We start from the raw sequence: 15,692 nt of genomic DNA, 5'->3' as shown, positions 1-15,692 counted from the left end.
AGGGTCGAGCCCCGAGACTCCCCTGATCTCTCGGCCGGTCCGGCGCCGGTCCCCCGGCCGGTCCGCCGGGGCTCCCGCACGGGCTTCCCGGGCCGACCCGGGGCCCGGGTCAGGGCTGTGGGCTCCGGGGCGGTCAGGGGCGATTTCAGGGTTGGGCCAGGGTTGTCCCGGCTGCCGCGGCGGGCGCCTGGCCGTCACCATGGACTCATGACAGATCAGCAGCCCGCGTCGGGCCCGTCGGCTCCGCCGCACGAGACCGCCACCGCCACGGCCGCGGAGCCGGGCGGTCCGGAGGCCGTGCGCGAGCCCAAGCTCCGCCGCGACCGCCGGCACCGCAAGCTGGGCGGCGTGTGCGCGGGCCTGGGGCGGCACTGCCAGATGGACCCGGTGATCTTCCGCATCGGCCTAGCGGTGCTCGCGATCACCAGCGGTCTCGGCCTGGTCTTCTACGGCTTCGCATGGCTGTTCGTGCCGTACGACGACGAGGACGAGAACGAGGCCCGCCGCCTCCTGACCGGCCGCGTGGACGGCCACGCGCTGACGGCCGTGCTGTTCGCCCTGGTGGGCTGCGGTGTGTTCCTGACCCTGCTGAACAACAGCGACGCGCTGACCTTCGCCGCCGTCCTCGCCCTGCTGCTCGCGGGCGCGGGGTATTGGTCGCAGCACCGCGGCGCCCCCGACCCCGACCCCGTGGCGGTCCAGGCCGCGGCGGACGCGCCCCCCGAGACCCTGGCCCCGCCGGTGGCGGGCGGCCCGTCGTGGTGGCGCGACCCCCTCACGAAGGGCACGGGCCCGGAGGGGATGCCGAAGTACTTCTGGGGCCCCGACCCGGTCGCGGTGGAGTATCAGCCGGACGCTCCGCACTCCCCCGCGGGCCGGCGCACCCCCGCCCCCGAGCCGACCGGCCCGCGCGGGCCGCGCTGGCTCGGCGGCTGGGTGTTCCTCGCCGCCGTGCTCGCGGGCTGTCTCGGCTCGTCCCTGACCTGGGAGGACGAGCCGCTCGGCACCAGCCTGCAGACCGGCTTCGCCTGCGCGCTCGCCGTGCTCGGACTCGGCATCGCGGTCAGCTCCTTCCTCGGGCGCACGGGCGCGGGCTCGATCGTCCTCGCGGTGATCACCGCGGGCCTGGTCGCAGGCGCCGCCGCCCTGCCGAAGAACATCACCACGGACTGGATACGCACGGACTGGCGTCCGGCCGCCACGGCGGACGTCCGTCCGACCTACGAGATGGGCACGGGCGTGGGCACGCTGGACCTGAGCCGGATCGACCTCGGCAAGGACCAGACGGTGAGCACGAGCGCGGAAGTCGGCGCGGGCCGTCTGAAGGTGATCGTGCCGAGCGACGCCGAGGTGCGGCTGCGGGCCGAGGTGGGGGTCGGCGACATCCAGTTGCCGGGCGACAAGAGCAAGGACGTGGACGTGGAGCCCGGCAAGGAGAAGTCGGAGACCCTGGCCCCGCCGCGGGGCGCGAAGGACGGCGGCACGATCGAGCTGCGGCTCGAAGTCGGCGTCGGACAGGTGGAGGTGGAACGTGCTGCGTCATGAGTTCCAGCCCGGCAGGCTGGTGGCGGGTTTCTTCCTGGCGGCGGCCGGCCTGGTGTTCGCGGGCGACGCGGGCGGGCTGTGGGACACCCCGTGGTTCGCGATGATCCCGATCGTGGTGGGAGGTCTGTTCCTCGCGGCGGCGACGGCGGCCGTGGCCCATGGCATACGCAAGGCCCGGCGGCCCCGCGCGAAGGACCAGAGCCCTCCGGCGAAGGACCAGAGCCGTCCGGCGGCCGGGCCCGCTCCGGACAGCCCGGAGGCCCCGGCGGCCACCGGCACCCCGGCGAGCCCCGAGGACAAGGCACCGGCAAGCGGCTCCGGCGCGCCCTCGGACAGGCCCTAGCCCAGCCCCAGTCCTCTGGAGTTGCGGCGTTCGGCGAGCCAGGCGTCGACGGAGAGGTAGGACGCCCCGGCGAGGATCAGGGGCAGCCAGGCCATCAGGTACGGGAGGTCGTTGCCGTAGTAGTAGGGCTCTTCGTGCCAGCTCATGGTCAGCCAGAGGCTGAGGGAGATCAGGGCGCCGCCGAGGGCGGCGAGCCGGGCGAAGAAGCCGATCAGGATGCCGATGCCGACGGCGAGTTCACCGAAGGCGATGGCGTAGCCGAAGCCGACGGGGCTCTTCAGGGCCAGGTCGACGAGTTCGGGGAAGGCGGCGAGGTCGCGGACGCCGCGCATGGTCTCGCCGATGGACCCGACGCCCTTCGCCTTCATGAAGGCGCTGTCGGTGATCTTGTCGAGGCCCGCGTAGATGAAGGTGACGCCGAGGAAGACCCGTAGGGGGAGCAGGGCGTAGCGGGTGGCGTTGTCGCGCCAGTCGTTCCGCCTGGCATAGCCGCTGTGGCTGTCCGTGCGCATGCCGTGAGCCATGGTTGTCCGCCGCCTCTCCCGCGCCTCGCCCGTTGCCCCGTCAACTGACCATACGTACGAGAAGGAGCCGCTGCTCAGTGGCGTGCGGCGGATTCCTCGACGGCTTCCGGGGGACCGCGGAGGGGGCGGGGCTCCGGGGCACTCGGGAGGGGGATGTGCATGCGTCCATTCGGAGCGGTCCGGGTGGCCGGGCGAGGTGTGCGGGGAGCGGCGCGGCGGGTGGCGGGGGTGGTGGTGCGGGCCGGTCAGTCGGTGACGTCGATGGTGCAGCGGTTGGTCTCGACGCCCGCGGCGGTGATCACCTGGACGTCGACGCGGCCGGGCTCGACGTCGACGGGCACGGGGACGGTCAGGACGGCGTCCGTGGGGTTGGTGAAGCCGCCGGGGACGGGGACGAGGGGCACATGGACGTGGACGGTGCCGATGCGGACGGCCATCCGGGCAAGGCGGTCGGCGCTGCCCGCGCCGGGCGGGACGAAGCCGGCGCCACGGATCTCGATGTCGTCGCCGGTGCGGATCGGGGCGTCCAGGTCGCCCGCCTCGCGGGAGCGGACGACGGAGAGAATGACGGGCCTGCCGCCTTCGGCGTACTTGCCGGCCAGGTATGTCGCGGCGGACACGAGGACCAGCAGGGCCAGGCCCCACGGCAGGTCGGGCAGTTGCTCGGGGCGGCGGGCGAGCCGGACGGCGACGAAGACCACGGCGACGGCGCTGACGAGGACGTACTGGACGTCGGCGAAGTGGCCGCGGCCCGCGTCGTCGGTGAGCAGGTCGGCGGCGCGCGGCCGGTCGGCGCGCACCTTCTGGAGCCGCTGGGCGAGGACGCGCAGGCCGACGACACGGCGGACGAGCACGGCGACGCCGCAGACGACGGCGAGGACGGTCACCAGACCCGCGGCGCGGGCGAGCTTGAGGCCGTCGACGAGGTCCTCGCGCGCGTCGTGGCCGGAGGCCGCGGCGAGTTCGCCCGCGAGGACGAGCACGGCGAAGACGACGAACAGCACCCAGCAGGCGGCCACCGCGCGCGAGGTGGAGAGCCGGTTGTCCTCACCGATGACGGGGGCGATGACGCCGCCGCGGGCCCGGTGCAGATACGCGGCGCCGCTCAGGGCCGCGGCGACGACGAGCGCGGCGAGGAGCCCGGCCGTGCGGGCCGTGGTCCAGCCCGTGCCGACGGCGGTGAGGGCCTGGACGAGCAGCAGGATCAGCACGCCCACCCAGACGACGGCGAGGGTGCGCGGCCACAGCCGGGTGAGCCAGGCCTGGCCCTCGGCGCGGCCGCGTTCGGCGACGTTCCGCGCGGACTGGGTCAGCTCGTCCGACACCCACTGGCGGGAGGCGCCCGCGGAGTGGACGACGGCCGCGGGCACGCCGTGCCCGGCCGCGAGCTCGTCGCGCTTGGCGAGGAACGCGGCCACGGCGCGCCGGTGTCCCTCGCGCGCCCCGTGCGGGGAGTCGCCGCACGCGCAGCCACCCCCGTGCGCCCCCTGCCTGGCTTCCTGCACCGCCACCGCGTACGCCGCCTTCCCCGCCCTTGACCGAAGCCACCGCGGGACGCGCGTCCGGATCTTCGTTCGGTCGCGTGTCCGTGAACTTCCTTGCGGTGTCTGGGAATTGTGCCGCACGGACGCCTGTGCGTGTTCCGCGGGTCAGGTCAGCACGGGTGGTCCGGCGACGCGTTGGTTGACGCCGCGCGCGGGCGGGCACGTGTGTGCGGGCGGCGGGGCGGGGGCGGCGGGCTCAGGCGAGCAGGTCGGGCTCGGCGCGGGTGATGTCCTGCCACAGCGGCTGGTAGTTGATCCAGGCCACGAGGTCGCCGCCGAGCTGTTCGCGGGTCTCGACGGCCTGCTTGTGGCCGATGAGCACCGGGCGTCCGGCGGCGCGGGCGGCGAGCTGGATCTGGCAGGAGCGCTCCATGGAGATGAACCACCAGGCGGCGGCGTCGACGGAGCCGCCGACGGTGAGGAGCCCGTGGTTGCGCAGGACGAGGGCCTTGTGGTCGCCGAGCGCGGCGGCGACGAGGCGCCCTTCCTCGGCGTCGACGGTGACGCCGGTGTAGCCGTCGTACAGGGCGTGGCTCTCGTAGAAGGCGCAGGACTCCTGGGTGAGGGGGTCGAGGAGTTCGCCGAGCGCGGCCAGGGCGCGGCCGTGCGTGGAGTGGCAGTGCGCGACGGCGACGGCGTCGGGGCGGGCGCGGTGGACCTGCGCGTGCACGGTGAAGGCGGCCTGGTTGACGTGGTGGCGGCCCTCGACGACCTGGCCCTCGGCGTTGGCGAGGACGAGGTCGCCGACGGTGATGTGCCCAAAGGGCATGCCGAAGGGATTCACCCAGAAGCAGTCGTCGTACTCGGGGTCGCGCGCGGTGATGTGCCCCGACACCCCGTCCTCGTAGCCGAGGCGGCCGAAGATCCTGAGGGCGGCGGCGAGGCGTTCCTTGCGGTGGCGTCGCTCGTCCTCGGGCGTCTCGTGCGCCGGCGGCATCGCGAACTGCAACCGCTCGACGGGTATGGGTGTGGGCGCCTGCATGTGTCCTCCGTCCCTGGCCGTACGGAGCGGAAGTTACCGCCGGTCAGCGCAGGAAAACAGGGGTCTCCTGTGAAGGGAGTCCGGAGCGGGGCAGGGAGGACGGCACGGGACGAGGGTGGAGAGCGGCGCGAGCATCGGGGACGGTGCGCGAATGAGGACAGTACGTGTCGGGTTTGGGCGCGAGAATCGGCGCATGACTTTCAACTGGGCGGCCTTCGCGGCCGCGGAGCCCGAGTTGGCAACGACCGTCGAGGACCGCTTCGGACAGTTCACGCACCACGTCCTAGCGACGCTGCGCAAGGACGGGTCACCGCGTACGACCGGGCTCGAAGTGCGTTTCCTGAACGGGGAGTTGTGGCTCGGGATGATGCCGAACTCGTTGAAGGCACTGGATCTGCGGCGCGATCCGCGGTTCGCGCTGCAGGCGAATCCGGGGGCGGGCACGGAGATGGCGGGCGGCGACGTAAGGATCGCGGGGCGGGCGGTCGAGGTGCGGGACCCGGAGACGGTCGCGCTGTACGTGGACGAGGTGGAGCCGCCGGACCCGGAGGCGTTCCACCTGTTCCGTACGGAGCTGACGGAGGTCGTACGGACGTACATCGAGGAGGAGAAGTACCTGGCGGTGCAGCTCTGGAAGCCGGGGAAGCCGCTGAGGAAGACCAGGCGGACGTGAGAACGCCGGTGCCGCCGCCCGGGTCGTGGGCGGCGGCACCGGCGTTCAGGCCGAGGAGGCCGGCAGGGCCGTGGGGACTACTCCCACTCGATGGTGCCCGGCGGCTTGCTCGTCACGTCGAGGACGACGCGGTTGACGTCGGCGACCTCGTTGGTGATGCGGGTCGAGATCTTCGCGAGCACGTCGTACGGCAGGCGGGACCAGTCGGCCGTCATGGCGTCCTCGGAGGAGACCGGGCGCAGCACGATCGGGTGGCCGTAGGTGCGGCCGTCGCCCTGGACGCCGACGGAGCGGACGTCGGCGAGCAGCACGACCGGGCACTGCCAGATCTCGCGGTCAAGCCCGGCCGCGGTCAGCTCCTCGCGGGCGATGGCGTCGGCCTCGCGCAGCAGGTCGAGGCGCTCGCGGGTGACCTCGCCGACGATGCGGATGCCGAGGCCGGGGCCCGGGAAGGGCTGGCGCTGGACGATCTCGTCCGGCAGGCCCAGCTCCTGGCCGACCATGCGCACCTCGTCCTTGAAGAGCTTGCGCAGCGGCTCGATGAGCTGGAACTCGAGGTCCTCGGGGAGGCCGCCCACGTTGTGGTGGGACTTGATGTTGGCGGTGCCGGTGCCGCCACCGGACTCGACCACGTCGGGGTAGAGCGTGCCCTGGACGAGGAACTCGACGGGCTGGTCCCCGGGGGCCTCCGCGACGATCTCGGCCTGGGCCTGCTCGAAGACGCGGATGAACTCGCGGCCGATGATCTTCCGCTTCTCCTCGGGGTCGGACACCCCGGCGAGCGCGGAGAGGAACCGCTCCTGCGCGTCGACGACCTTCAGCTGGACGCCGGTGGCCGCCACGAAGTCCTTCTCGACCTGCTCGGTCTCGCCCTGGCGCATCAGGCCGTGGTCGACGTACACGCAGGTCAGCTGGGAGCCGATGGCCTTCTGGACGAGGGCCGCGGCGACCGCGGAGTCGACGCCGCCGGACAGCCCGCAGATGGCGCGCTTGGTGCCGACCTGGGCCTGGATCGCGGCGACCTGCTCGTCGATGACGTTGCCGGTGGTCCAGGACGGGGTCAGGCCCGCGCCGCGGTACAGGAAGTGCTCCAGGACCTGCTGGCCGTGCGTGGAGTGCATGACCTCGGGGTGGTACTGGACGCCGTACAGCTTCTTCTCGTCGTTCTCGAAGGCCGCGACCGGGACGACGTCCGTGGACGCCGTGACGGCGAAGCCCTCGGGGGCGGCGCTGCACGCGTCACCGTGCGACATCCACACGGACTGCTCGTCCGGGGTGCCCTCGAAGAGGGTCGAGCCGGACTTGGAGACGTGCAGGGGGGTGCGGCCGTACTCCCGGGCGCCGGTGTTGTCGACCGTGCCGCCGAGGGTCGTCGCCATCAGCTGGAAGCCGTAGCACATGCCGAAGACGGGGACGCCTGCCTCGAAGAGGGCGCGGTCCACCGACGGGGCCTGCTCGGCGTACACCGAGGACGGGCCGCCGGAGAGGATGATCGCCGCGGGGTTCTTGGCGAGCATCTCGGCAACCGGCATGGTGCTCGGCACGATCTCGCTGTAGACCCGGGCCTCGCGGACGCGGCGGGCGATGAGCTGGGCGTACTGCGCTCCGAAGTCGACGACCAGGACGGTGTCGGGGGCGGCGGGGGGCGCTACTGGCACGGTTTGCCTTCCGGCGGTGAGCAAAGGGTGTGTTCATCGATTCTAACGGGGGGACGGGGGGTGGGCGTCTGGTGTGGTTGTTCGCCCTCTCCGCCCCTTCCCTTCCCGTCCCGTCCCTGGGGCCTGCGCCCCAGACCCCCCGGGCCCCGGCCTCCCGGCGGCCGGTGGCCCGCCTGTCGCGCTTCGCGCTCGTCCTCAAGCGCCGGACGGGCTGAGTGGGGGTGGGCGGGTGGGTGAGGGCACGCGCGGGCGGGCTTGGCGAGGCGGAGGGGAATCCCCGTGCCGGTGGGCTTCGCGGGAGCTTGGGGACGGGTGGGGTGGACGTCGGGGGTGGCGTGCGTACACTGGGGCGCATGTTCTCGCACTCGACCTCTGTCTTTACCTATGGCATCCGGCTCGCCGGCTGCCATGGTCGAGCTGCTTGACGTAACGCCAAGCGACTTCCCAGGCGCCCCGGGCCGACAAGGCCCGGGGCGTTCTGTTGTTTCCGGGTACTGCCGCTCCGGGGCTCCGCCACCCGACCGAGGAGCCCCACCACCATGAACGCAGCCACCACCCCCGCCGAACAGACCGGCGCCCGCACCCCCGAGGCCGCCGAGCTCATCGGCGGCGCCCGCGAGCGCATCGACGCCCTCGACGACCGGATCATCGGGCTCGTCCAGGAACGGATGGCCGTCTCCGCCGTCATCCAGGAGGCCCGCATCAGCTCCGGCGGGCGGCGTGTGAACCTCTCCCGCGAGATGGAGATTCTCAGCCACTACAGGGACGCCCTCGGCAAGCCCGGCACCCAGCTCGCCATGACGCTCCTCGAGCTGTGCCGGGGCCGCGTCTGAGCCCCGCCTGGGCCCCGCCTGCTCCCCGGCCGAGCCCCGTCGGCGGCGTCACCGCCCCCGGCGAAAAGCGGAACCACTGCGCCACGGAACTGAGTTCGGATCCCTTCTCACCCGTACGGCGCGTGACCGGTTCCCGACGGGCTTCGTTGGTCCCGATGTCCGTGCCAGCCAGGGGCGGGCCGCAAGAACCACGCGTGGCTCCGCTGGAGCGATGAGGCGTACGCGACTCGTGTGCGCCGTGGGACCTCGCTCCAGAGAAGTGACCGGACGGCAGGGGACAGCAGCCCGGTCACCCAGGGAACGGTCGGCTCCGGGGACGCCCGGAGCCGGTCGGCCTCCGTCCCCTTCCGGCACCGCTCCCGTCCCCGATTCCCGTCTCGTTTCCCACTCCGTTCCCACCTCGCCCCCGCCCCGTCCCAGCGCACCGCCACCTCATTCCCGCACCACTTCCACCCCGTCCCCGCCCCACCCCCGCCCCGTTCTCGCTCTGCTCCTGTTCCGTTCCCGTTCCGTTTTTCGCTCCGTCTTTCCGAGCCGTTTCCGCGGCCCCGCCCCCTCCGCTCCCCCGGCGCCCGGCCTCAGGCGCTTTTCGGCCAGCCTCACCGCCCCGTTTCATTCCGGCCTTGCGCCCCAAGATGTCGTCGAAACAGTTGCGCGGAGAACCGGCCATCCTCCACGATGCGTAGAGGGAGAGGGGCTCAGGACCCCGCTCTCCACAACTCCATTGCCATTGGTCTACACCAGCCGCGCGCCCCTTGTGCGCCGGGTCGGCCACCGGCTCTCTCAACCAGCGGCGCACTCCCCCGGCGCCGCACCGAGGCACCGACGCTGCCCTGACGTCGGTGCTGACAGCCAAGGGCCCCGCGGATCCGTCCCGCGGGGCCCTTCGCTCTTTCGTCGAACCGCTCTTCGTCCCACCGGCAGCCCGGTGGCCCGGCGGCCGAAGGGCCGCCGCACCTCGTCCGGCGCCTACCCCACCTTGTCCAGCTGCGCGTCCACGACCGCCGACGGCACCACGGGCTCCTCGTCCGCCTTGTCCGAGCCGGGCAGGTCCGAGCCGCCGCCATCCTGCCGGGACTCCTCCTCGCCCGCCACGGCCTCCGGGTCGTAGTAGTTCCGCGCGACGAAGGACACCAGCGTCGAACCGTCCCGCACCACGACGACCGCGTGCCGCTTGACGAACTGCTCCTCGCGGCTGCCGATCTTGTACGCGACCGACTCGTCGCCCTTGTCCGGCGCGGCCTTGGGCGCGACGCCGCTGTAGCGCACGCCGCCCGCGCGGAACGCGCCGCACTCCTTCGACTTCGCCGCCGCCCGCACGTCCCGCAGCGCCTTCCGCGCGCTGTCCGGGCTGTCGTACGCGAACAGCTCGACGTCCGTCGTCGCCAGGTCGTCGCGCACGCTCTTCGGCGCCACCGTGCGGCCCGCGTGGGCCTTGGCCTTCGGCGGGGTGGCGGCGGCCGCCATGTCCGAGAGCGGGCGGCAGGCGGCCGGGGTCGCCGCGGCGCCGTCCGACGCGGCCTCCAGCTTCGACCGCTCGCGGGGCGTCACCTCGTACCGCTTCAGCTCCGCGCGCTTCAGGTCGCCCGCGGCGAGGACCTTCGCCTTCAGCTTCCCGGCCTCGGGGGACCGGTCCGCGGGGTCCTCGGCACCGGACCCGCCGCCGGCCCCGGACCCGCCCGACCCGCCGCCCGGGCCCTTCGGCTTCGCCTGCGACGTCGACGACTTGCCGCCGTCGCGGTCGCCGCCCCCGTCCCCGTCGCCGCCACCGCACGCGGCGGTCAGACCCAGAGCGGCCGCGACCGAGACGGCCACCACGACACGCGACACAGCTGACTTCACGTTCCGTTCCCCCATTCCCTGGCGCACCCCGCGCACATCACACCGCGCGCACGCCTCGCACGTCCATGCGGAATCACCCGCACCTCTTCTACGACTGAAGATCGACGTGCGCGGTTCCCTGGAACACCCGGTCAGCTGCGTGACACGTACACGACGTACGTCACACCGGGGTCCACCCGCCCGCGAGTCACCGCCGCCCCCGGAACCGCCCGCTCACTGCCAGGGCCAGAACCGGAACGGGCTCAGGACCGCGATCGCCAGAATCATGCAGCCCCCGACGATCACCACACTCCGCACCTGCCGCCACCGCTCGGACCGCTCCGAGCGGCGCCCGCCGCCGCCCGTGGGCGCGGCGCGCCACTCGTCGGGGCGCCACGGCTGCGCGGACTCCTCCCTGCGCTTGCGCCGCTTGCGGCCGACGACCCCCTCGGCCTGCCGCCTGGCCGCCTCCTCGTCCAGGCGGCGCAGCCGCTCGGCGACCATGCGCGCCCGCGCGGACGGCTCCTTCGGTGCGGACGCCCGGATCTCCCGCTCGCTGTCCTGCTCGAACCGGCGCCACACCTCGTCGGGTATGGACGACTCGTCGTCAGGCTCACGCGGCGACTGCACGGACACTGTGCCCCCCAAGAATCCATTCCAGAGCGTGCTTCATCTCGCTTGCAAACGGGGGAAGTTCTACGACACCGCGCTGCGGCCGCACAAGCCGGAGCCCCTACCGGGCCCCGAACTTGTGACCCACACCACATAAGAATTCTGTGAGTCCCAGGACAACCATTCCCGGCCCGCGCAGGTCATCCATGCGTAACAACGGCCACTTCCGCGCCCCGCCGCGGAGGCCTCCACCTCCGTACCGCGCGGGCGCGGTGCGCCGGACTCTCTGAGGTCTTCATGAAGCTTCGCCGTGCTCTGGCCGCCGCGGCGGCGACGGCCGTGATCGCCCCGGTCGCACTGCTCTCGGCACCGGCCGCGTTCGCAACTGGGGACGCGAACACCACGCCGTCCGCGAACGCGAGCGAGACGCCCCCGGCCGAGTCCCCCGCCCCGGAGGACCCGGCCGGGCCCGGCGACGAGACCAAGCCCGGAGACGGCGACACCAAGCCCGAGGACCCGACGAAGCCCGAGGACCCGGCCAAGCCCGGCGACGACACGAAGCCCGGAGACGGCGACGCCAAGCCGGGCGACGACACCAAGCCGGGCGACGGCGACGCGAAGCCCGGTGACGACACCAAGCCCGGCGGCGGCGACACCGAGCCCGGGGACGACGCCGACCCCGGCGAGGACACCACCGAGCCCGGCGACGAGGCCACGCCGACCGACGAGCCCACCGAGTGCGCCGTCGACGAGGAGACCGGCGAGGACGCCGAGAACGAGCTGGAACTCAAGCTCAAGGGCCTGCCCGGCAAGATCGTCGCGGGCAGCGGCTGGCACGAGTTCAAGCTGATCGCGGCCAACCCCAGCGACGAGGACCTCGGCAAGGTCCGGTGGCTGGCCGCCGCGGACAACTTCTCGGAGAGCGAGGACGAGAAGGACTGGCTGAGCAGCTACACGCGGATCCAGTTCTACGACCCCGAGGCCAAGGGCTGGAAGTCGATCGTCGACGAGGTCGAGAGCGGTGTCACCTTCGGCACGACGACGCTCGCCGCCAAGGAGCAGGTCGAGATCAGGCTGCGCCTGAACATCAACAAGAAGGCCCCGGCGGGCGACGGCTACGCGTTCGGCCTCGGCGGCTATGTGGACTCCGAGCTGAACTGCGAGCACAACGCGTTCGCGTTCTTCGACTTCACCGTCCTGAAGCCCGGCAGCGACAACGAGCACCCCGGTGAGGCCATCCCCAGGCCGGACGTCACCGAGCCGCCGGTCGCCAAGAAGCCGCAGGGCGGCCGCGCCGACGAGGTGAAGCAGACGGTCGCGGAGATTCCGCCCACCGGCAGCCTCGCCCAGACCGGCTCCAGCTCCGTGCTGCCCACCATCGGCCTCGTCGGCGGCATCGCCGTCGTCGCGGGCGCCGGCGCGGTGTACGTCGTACGCCGCCGCTCGAACTCGGACGCCGCCGCCTAGGCGACGTACCGCGAGACGCGAAGGACCTGCACTCGGAGGGGGGTGCAGGTCCTTTCGCGTACGTACGCCGCCTACTTCTTCTTCGGCACCTCGGGCACGCCCAGGAACGGCAGCCGCAGCGCGCCGAAGGCGCGGGCCGGGACCGTCGGGGACTTCGGCTCGACCGGCGCGAGCCGCGCGTACGCGGCGCCCTGGGCCGGACGCGGGTCCGTGTCGCCCTTGTTGGGCCAGAACGACATGGCGCGCTCGGCCTGCGCGGTGATCGTGAGCGAGGGGTTCACGCCGAGGTTCGCGGAGACGGCGGCGCCGTCGACCACGGAGATGCCGGGGTGGCCGTACAGCCGGTGGTAGGGGTCGATGACGCCGGTGTCGGCGCCGTCGCCGATCGGGCAGCCGCCCAGGAAGTGCGCCGTCAGCGGGGTACCCATCAGCTCGCCGACGTTGGAGCCGGGGAAGCCGTTGATCTCCTCGGCGATGAGGGAAGCGGCGCGGGTGGCCTCGGGGATCTGCTCCGGATTGGGCGCGCCGTGGCCCTGCCGCGCGGTCAGCAGACCCTTGCCGATGCCCTTCTCCTTGCGGTACGTGGTCAGCGAGTTGTCGAGGGTCTGCATGACCAGGCCGATGATGGTGCGCTCCGACCAGCGGCGGTTGGACAGGGAGCGCACGGTCAGGAGCGGGTGGCGCACGGTGTTGGCGAGCCATCCGGCGACGCGCGCCTTGCCGCCCTTCACGGTGTACGGGACCTGGAGCAGCGTCATGCCGCCCATCGCGTTGGACTTCCTGCCGTAGCGGACGGGCTCGATGTGGGTCGTGTCGTTCGGGTGGATGGACGAGGTGATGGCCACGCCCTTGGTGAAGTCGACCTTGCCGCCCGCGCCCGCGAGGCCGCCGTGGCGCTTGCGGTAGCGCCGGTCCGTCGTCTGGGCGCCCACCAGGGCCTCGGAGTTGGTGCGGGTCAGATCGCCGAGGCGCCGGGATATCCGGGGCAGCAGATGGCTGTCCTTCATGCGGTGCAGGAGCGTCTGGGTGCCGTATGTGCCGGCGGCGAGGACGACGCGGCGGGCGCGGAAGGTGCGGCCCCTGCCCTTGCGTTTGTCGTCGGTGGGCAGCGTGCCCACCGCGTAGCCGCCGCGCGAGTCCTCGGTGAGCGTCACGACGGACGTCATCGGGTGGATGACGGCTCCGGCCTTCTCGGCGAGGTAGAGGTAGTTCTCGTTGAGGGTGTTCTTCGCGCCGTGGCGGCAGCCCGTCATGCACTCGCCGCACTCGGTGCAGGCGCGCCGCGCCGGTCCGGCGCCGCCGAAATAGGGGTCGGGAACTTCCCCGCCGGGCTTGGCCGTTGACTCACCGGTGGCGTCCCGTCCGTCACCGAAGAAGACGCCGACCGGCGCCATGTGGAAGCTGTCGCCCACTCCCATGGCCTGCGCGGCGGCCTTGAGATGGACGTCGGAGGGGGTGGTCGTGGGGTTGAGCCGCACGCCGAGCATCCGCTTGGCCTGCTCGTAGTACGGACGCAGCTCGTCCTGCCAGTCCGTGATGTCCTTCCACTGCGGATCGTCGAAGAACGCCGCAGGCGGTACGTAGAGCGTGTTCGCGTAGTTCAGCGATCCGCCGCCCACGCCCGCGCCCGCCAGGACCATCACATTGCCGAGCAGATGGATGCGCTGGATGCCGTAGAGGCCGAGCGCCGGGGCCCAGAGGTAGTTCTTGATGTCCCAGGAGTTCTTCGGCAGCGTCTCGCGTGTGAAGCGGCGGCCCGCTTCGAGGACGGCGACGCGATAGCCCTTCTCGGTGAGCCGCAGCGCGGACACGGAGCCACCGAAGCCGGAGCCTATGACGATGACGTCGTAGTCGTACTCCTCGCTGTTCCCCCCGTCCTCGCTCTGGACGGAGTTCTCCTGTGGCATCGGCTCTCCTCGAAATCCGCGGGCTGTCTGTGGCTGGTCGCGCAGTTCCCCGCGCCCCTTCCGGGGCGTGCCTGGCTCCGGCGTGCCTAGCGCAGGCGCAGCGCCTTCATCAGCTTCAGGCTCGTCGTCATGAACGCCGCGTGCTTCTCGTCGGTCATGCCGAAGGACGGGGCGAGCGGGATGAGCCGCTGGTGGGCGACGGTCTGCGCCTCGGTGTACTTGAGGATGCCCTCGGCGCCGTGGCGGCGGCCGAGCCCCGAGTCCTTCATGCCGCCCATCGGGGACTGAACGCTGCCGTAGGCGGGCGCGAAGCCCTCGTTGACGTTGACGGTGCCGGTGCGCAGGCGGGCGGCGAGGGCGCGGCCGCGCCTGCCGTCCTTCGTCCAGACCGAGGAGTTCAGACCGTAGGAGGTGGAGTTGGCGAGTTCGACGGCCTCGTTCTCGTCGGTGAAGCGGTAGAGCGAGACGACCGGGCCGAAGGTCTCCTCCGTGCACACCGCCATCGGCGACTCGACGCCGTCCAGGATGGTCGGCTCGTAGAAGTAGGGGCCGATGTCGGGCCGGGCCACGCCGCCCGCGACGAGCGTGGCGCCCTTGGCGACGGCCTCGTCCACGTGCCGCCGGGTGGCCTCCAGCTGCCGCTCGCCGACGAGGGAGCCCATCTCGGCGCCGTACGCGAGCGACCGGCCGAGCCGCATCGCCTTGGTCTTCGCCGCGAACCGCTCGACGAAGGCGTCGGCGACGGCCTCGTGGACGTACAACCGCTCGATGGAGATGCACAGTTGACCGGCGGACGAGAAGCAGGCGCGGACCGCGCCCGCGGCGGCCTTCTCCACGTCGGCGTCGTGCAGGACCAGCATGGCGTTCTTGCCGCCGAGTTCGAGGGAGACGCCGACGAGGCGGGCGGCGGCGCCGGTGGCGACCTCGCGGCCGGTGCGGGTCGAGCCGGTGAAGGAGACGTAGTCGGCGTGCTTGACGAGCTCGGGGCCGATGACGGGGCCCTCGCCGAGCACGACCTGGAAGACCTCGGCCGGAAGCCCCGCCTCGATGATCAGGTCCCGGGCCCAGAGCGCCGTCAGGGCGGTCTCCGTGTCGGGCTTCATCACCAGCGCGTTGCCCGCGACCAGGGCGGGCAGGGCGTCGCCGATGGACAGTTCGAGGGGGTAGTTCCAGGGGGCGATCTGGCCGACGACGCCGCGCGGCTGGCGCAGTTCGGTGACCTTGGTGAGGGTCGGGACGACGCCGGTGTGGCGCTTGGGGTTGAGGTACGCGCCGGCGCGGCGGCCGTAGTGCCGGGCGGCGACGGCGACGGCCTGGATCTCCTCGTGCGCGTGCAGGCGCGCCTTGCCGGTCTCCAGCTGGATGAGGTCGAGGGCCTCCGCCTGGCGCTGGAGCACCAGGTCGTGGAAGCGCAGCAGGACGGCGGCACGCCGGCGCACGGGGGTGCGGGCCCAGGCGATCTGCGCGGCGCGCGCCCGCTCGAAGGCGGTGGCCACGTCCTCGGGGGTGGACTCGGGCAGGTCGGCCAGCTTCTCGCCGGTGAACGGCGTGTGGTTGGCGGTCCGGCCCGAGCCGATCACATCACGGGTGAGCTGGGCGACCAGCTCCGGCGTGACCACGTCGGCGGCGGTGCGTGCGCCGCTGGGGGCCGGGGCGACCGGGTTCGTACCGAGGGGCGTGGCGGGGGCCTGCGAGTCCGTCATGACGGTGAGCGTATGCCTGAGCGGACGCTTTGGGTACCCATGGGTAACGAGGTTTCACCGAGCACGCACACGTGCCCGCG

Annotated in this window: 13 protein-coding genes; 5 read left to right on the top strand and 8 right to left on the bottom strand. The window is 72.6% G+C overall.

The features are described from left to right. Window positions 1–207 precede the first annotated feature (207 nt). Both ACZ6AA_RS01755 and ACZ6AA_RS01750 read left to right on the top strand, forming a co-directional pair. A complete protein-coding gene (locus ACZ6AA_RS01755; RefSeq protein WP_468450808.1) occupies window positions 208–1,545 on the top strand; it encodes a PspC domain-containing protein in 1,338 nt (445 codons plus the stop codon). Beyond that, window positions 1,532–1,888, top strand: coding sequence for a hypothetical protein (locus ACZ6AA_RS01750; RefSeq protein ID WP_468450806.1), 357 nt, complete (start codon window positions 1,532–1,534; stop codon window positions 1,886–1,888). Before ACZ6AA_RS01755 ends, ACZ6AA_RS01750 begins: the two co-directional genes overlap by 14 nt. Here the strand turns inward: ACZ6AA_RS01750 and ACZ6AA_RS01745 are convergent. The 3 genes from ACZ6AA_RS01745 to ACZ6AA_RS01735 form a co-directional block, all read right to left on the bottom strand. Beyond that, window positions 1,885–2,412, bottom strand: a complete 528-nt coding sequence (locus ACZ6AA_RS01745; RefSeq protein ID WP_468450804.1) for a DoxX family protein — start codon at window positions 2,410–2,412, stop codon at window positions 1,885–1,887. The two genes, ACZ6AA_RS01750 and ACZ6AA_RS01745, sit on opposite strands and share 4 nt — an antisense overlap. A 245-nt stretch (window positions 2,413–2,657) precedes the next feature. Continuing rightward, entirely contained in the window at window positions 2,658–3,923 is a 1,266-nt protein-coding gene (locus tag ACZ6AA_RS01740) for a hypothetical protein (RefSeq protein WP_468450803.1), read from the bottom strand. A 229-nt stretch (window positions 3,924–4,152) separates the two neighbouring features. Further along, window positions 4,153–4,938, bottom strand: coding sequence for a class II aldolase/adducin family protein (locus tag ACZ6AA_RS01735; protein WP_468450801.1), 786 nt, complete (start codon window positions 4,936–4,938; stop codon window positions 4,153–4,155). A gap of 193 nt (window positions 4,939–5,131) precedes the next feature. On the opposite strand from ACZ6AA_RS01735, the gene ACZ6AA_RS01730 reads away from it, so the two are divergent. Next, a complete protein-coding gene (locus ACZ6AA_RS01730; RefSeq protein ID WP_468450799.1) occupies window positions 5,132–5,611 on the top strand; it encodes a pyridoxamine 5'-phosphate oxidase family protein in 480 nt (159 codons plus the stop codon). Between the two features lie 77 nt (window positions 5,612–5,688). Here the strand turns inward: ACZ6AA_RS01730 and guaA are convergent, their stop codons facing one another. Beyond that, the gene (guaA, locus tag ACZ6AA_RS01725; protein ID WP_087887805.1) at window positions 5,689–7,269 is read right to left on the bottom strand and encodes a glutamine-hydrolyzing GMP synthase; all 1,581 of its coding nucleotides are present in this window, start codon (window positions 7,267–7,269) and stop codon (window positions 5,689–5,691) included. A gap of 494 nt (window positions 7,270–7,763) precedes the next feature. Here guaA and ACZ6AA_RS01720 point away from each other — a divergent pair, with 494 nt between their 5' ends. Further along, a complete protein-coding gene (locus ACZ6AA_RS01720) occupies window positions 7,764–8,102 on the top strand; it encodes a chorismate mutase (RefSeq protein ID WP_468451698.1) in 339 nt (112 codons plus the stop codon). A 969-nt stretch (window positions 8,103–9,071) separates the two neighbouring features. On the opposite strand, the gene ACZ6AA_RS01715 is transcribed toward ACZ6AA_RS01720, so the two are convergent. Together ACZ6AA_RS01715 and ACZ6AA_RS01710 are read right to left on the bottom strand one after the other, a co-directional pair. Further along, a complete protein-coding gene (locus ACZ6AA_RS01715; RefSeq protein ID WP_468480399.1) occupies window positions 9,072–9,944 on the bottom strand; it encodes a hypothetical protein in 873 nt (290 codons plus the stop codon). Between the two features lie 213 nt (window positions 9,945–10,157). Continuing rightward, window positions 10,158–10,553 (bottom strand): hypothetical protein, encoded by a 396-nt coding sequence (locus ACZ6AA_RS01710; RefSeq protein WP_468450795.1) that lies wholly within the window; start codon window positions 10,551–10,553, stop codon window positions 10,158–10,160. 279 nt (window positions 10,554–10,832) lie between these two features. On the opposite strand from ACZ6AA_RS01710, the gene ACZ6AA_RS01705 reads away from it, so the two are divergent. Then, complete coding sequence (locus tag ACZ6AA_RS01705; protein WP_471455724.1) at window positions 10,833–12,002, top strand: LPXTG cell wall anchor domain-containing protein; 1,170 nt, start codon at window positions 10,833–10,835, stop codon at window positions 12,000–12,002. Between the two features lie 71 nt (window positions 12,003–12,073). Here ACZ6AA_RS01705 and ACZ6AA_RS01700 read toward each other — a convergent pair whose 3' ends face one another. Both ACZ6AA_RS01700 and ACZ6AA_RS01695 read right to left on the bottom strand, forming a co-directional pair. Further along, window positions 12,074–13,909 carry a GMC family oxidoreductase N-terminal domain-containing protein gene (locus tag ACZ6AA_RS01700; RefSeq protein WP_468480397.1) on the bottom strand — a complete coding sequence of 612 codons (1,836 nt, stop codon included), beginning with the start codon at window positions 13,907–13,909 and terminating at the stop codon, window positions 12,074–12,076. A gap of 86 nt (window positions 13,910–13,995) precedes the next feature. Next, a complete protein-coding gene (locus tag ACZ6AA_RS01695; RefSeq protein WP_468450790.1) occupies window positions 13,996–15,612 on the bottom strand; it encodes a succinic semialdehyde dehydrogenase in 1,617 nt (538 codons plus the stop codon). Window positions 15,613–15,692: the final 80 nt, after the last annotated feature.

The organism is Streptomyces sp. NPDC040610 (genome assembly GCF_055594065.1).
The sequence above is the reverse complement of the archived record's forward strand: the minus strand, read 5'-3'. Positions and strand labels throughout refer to the sequence as shown.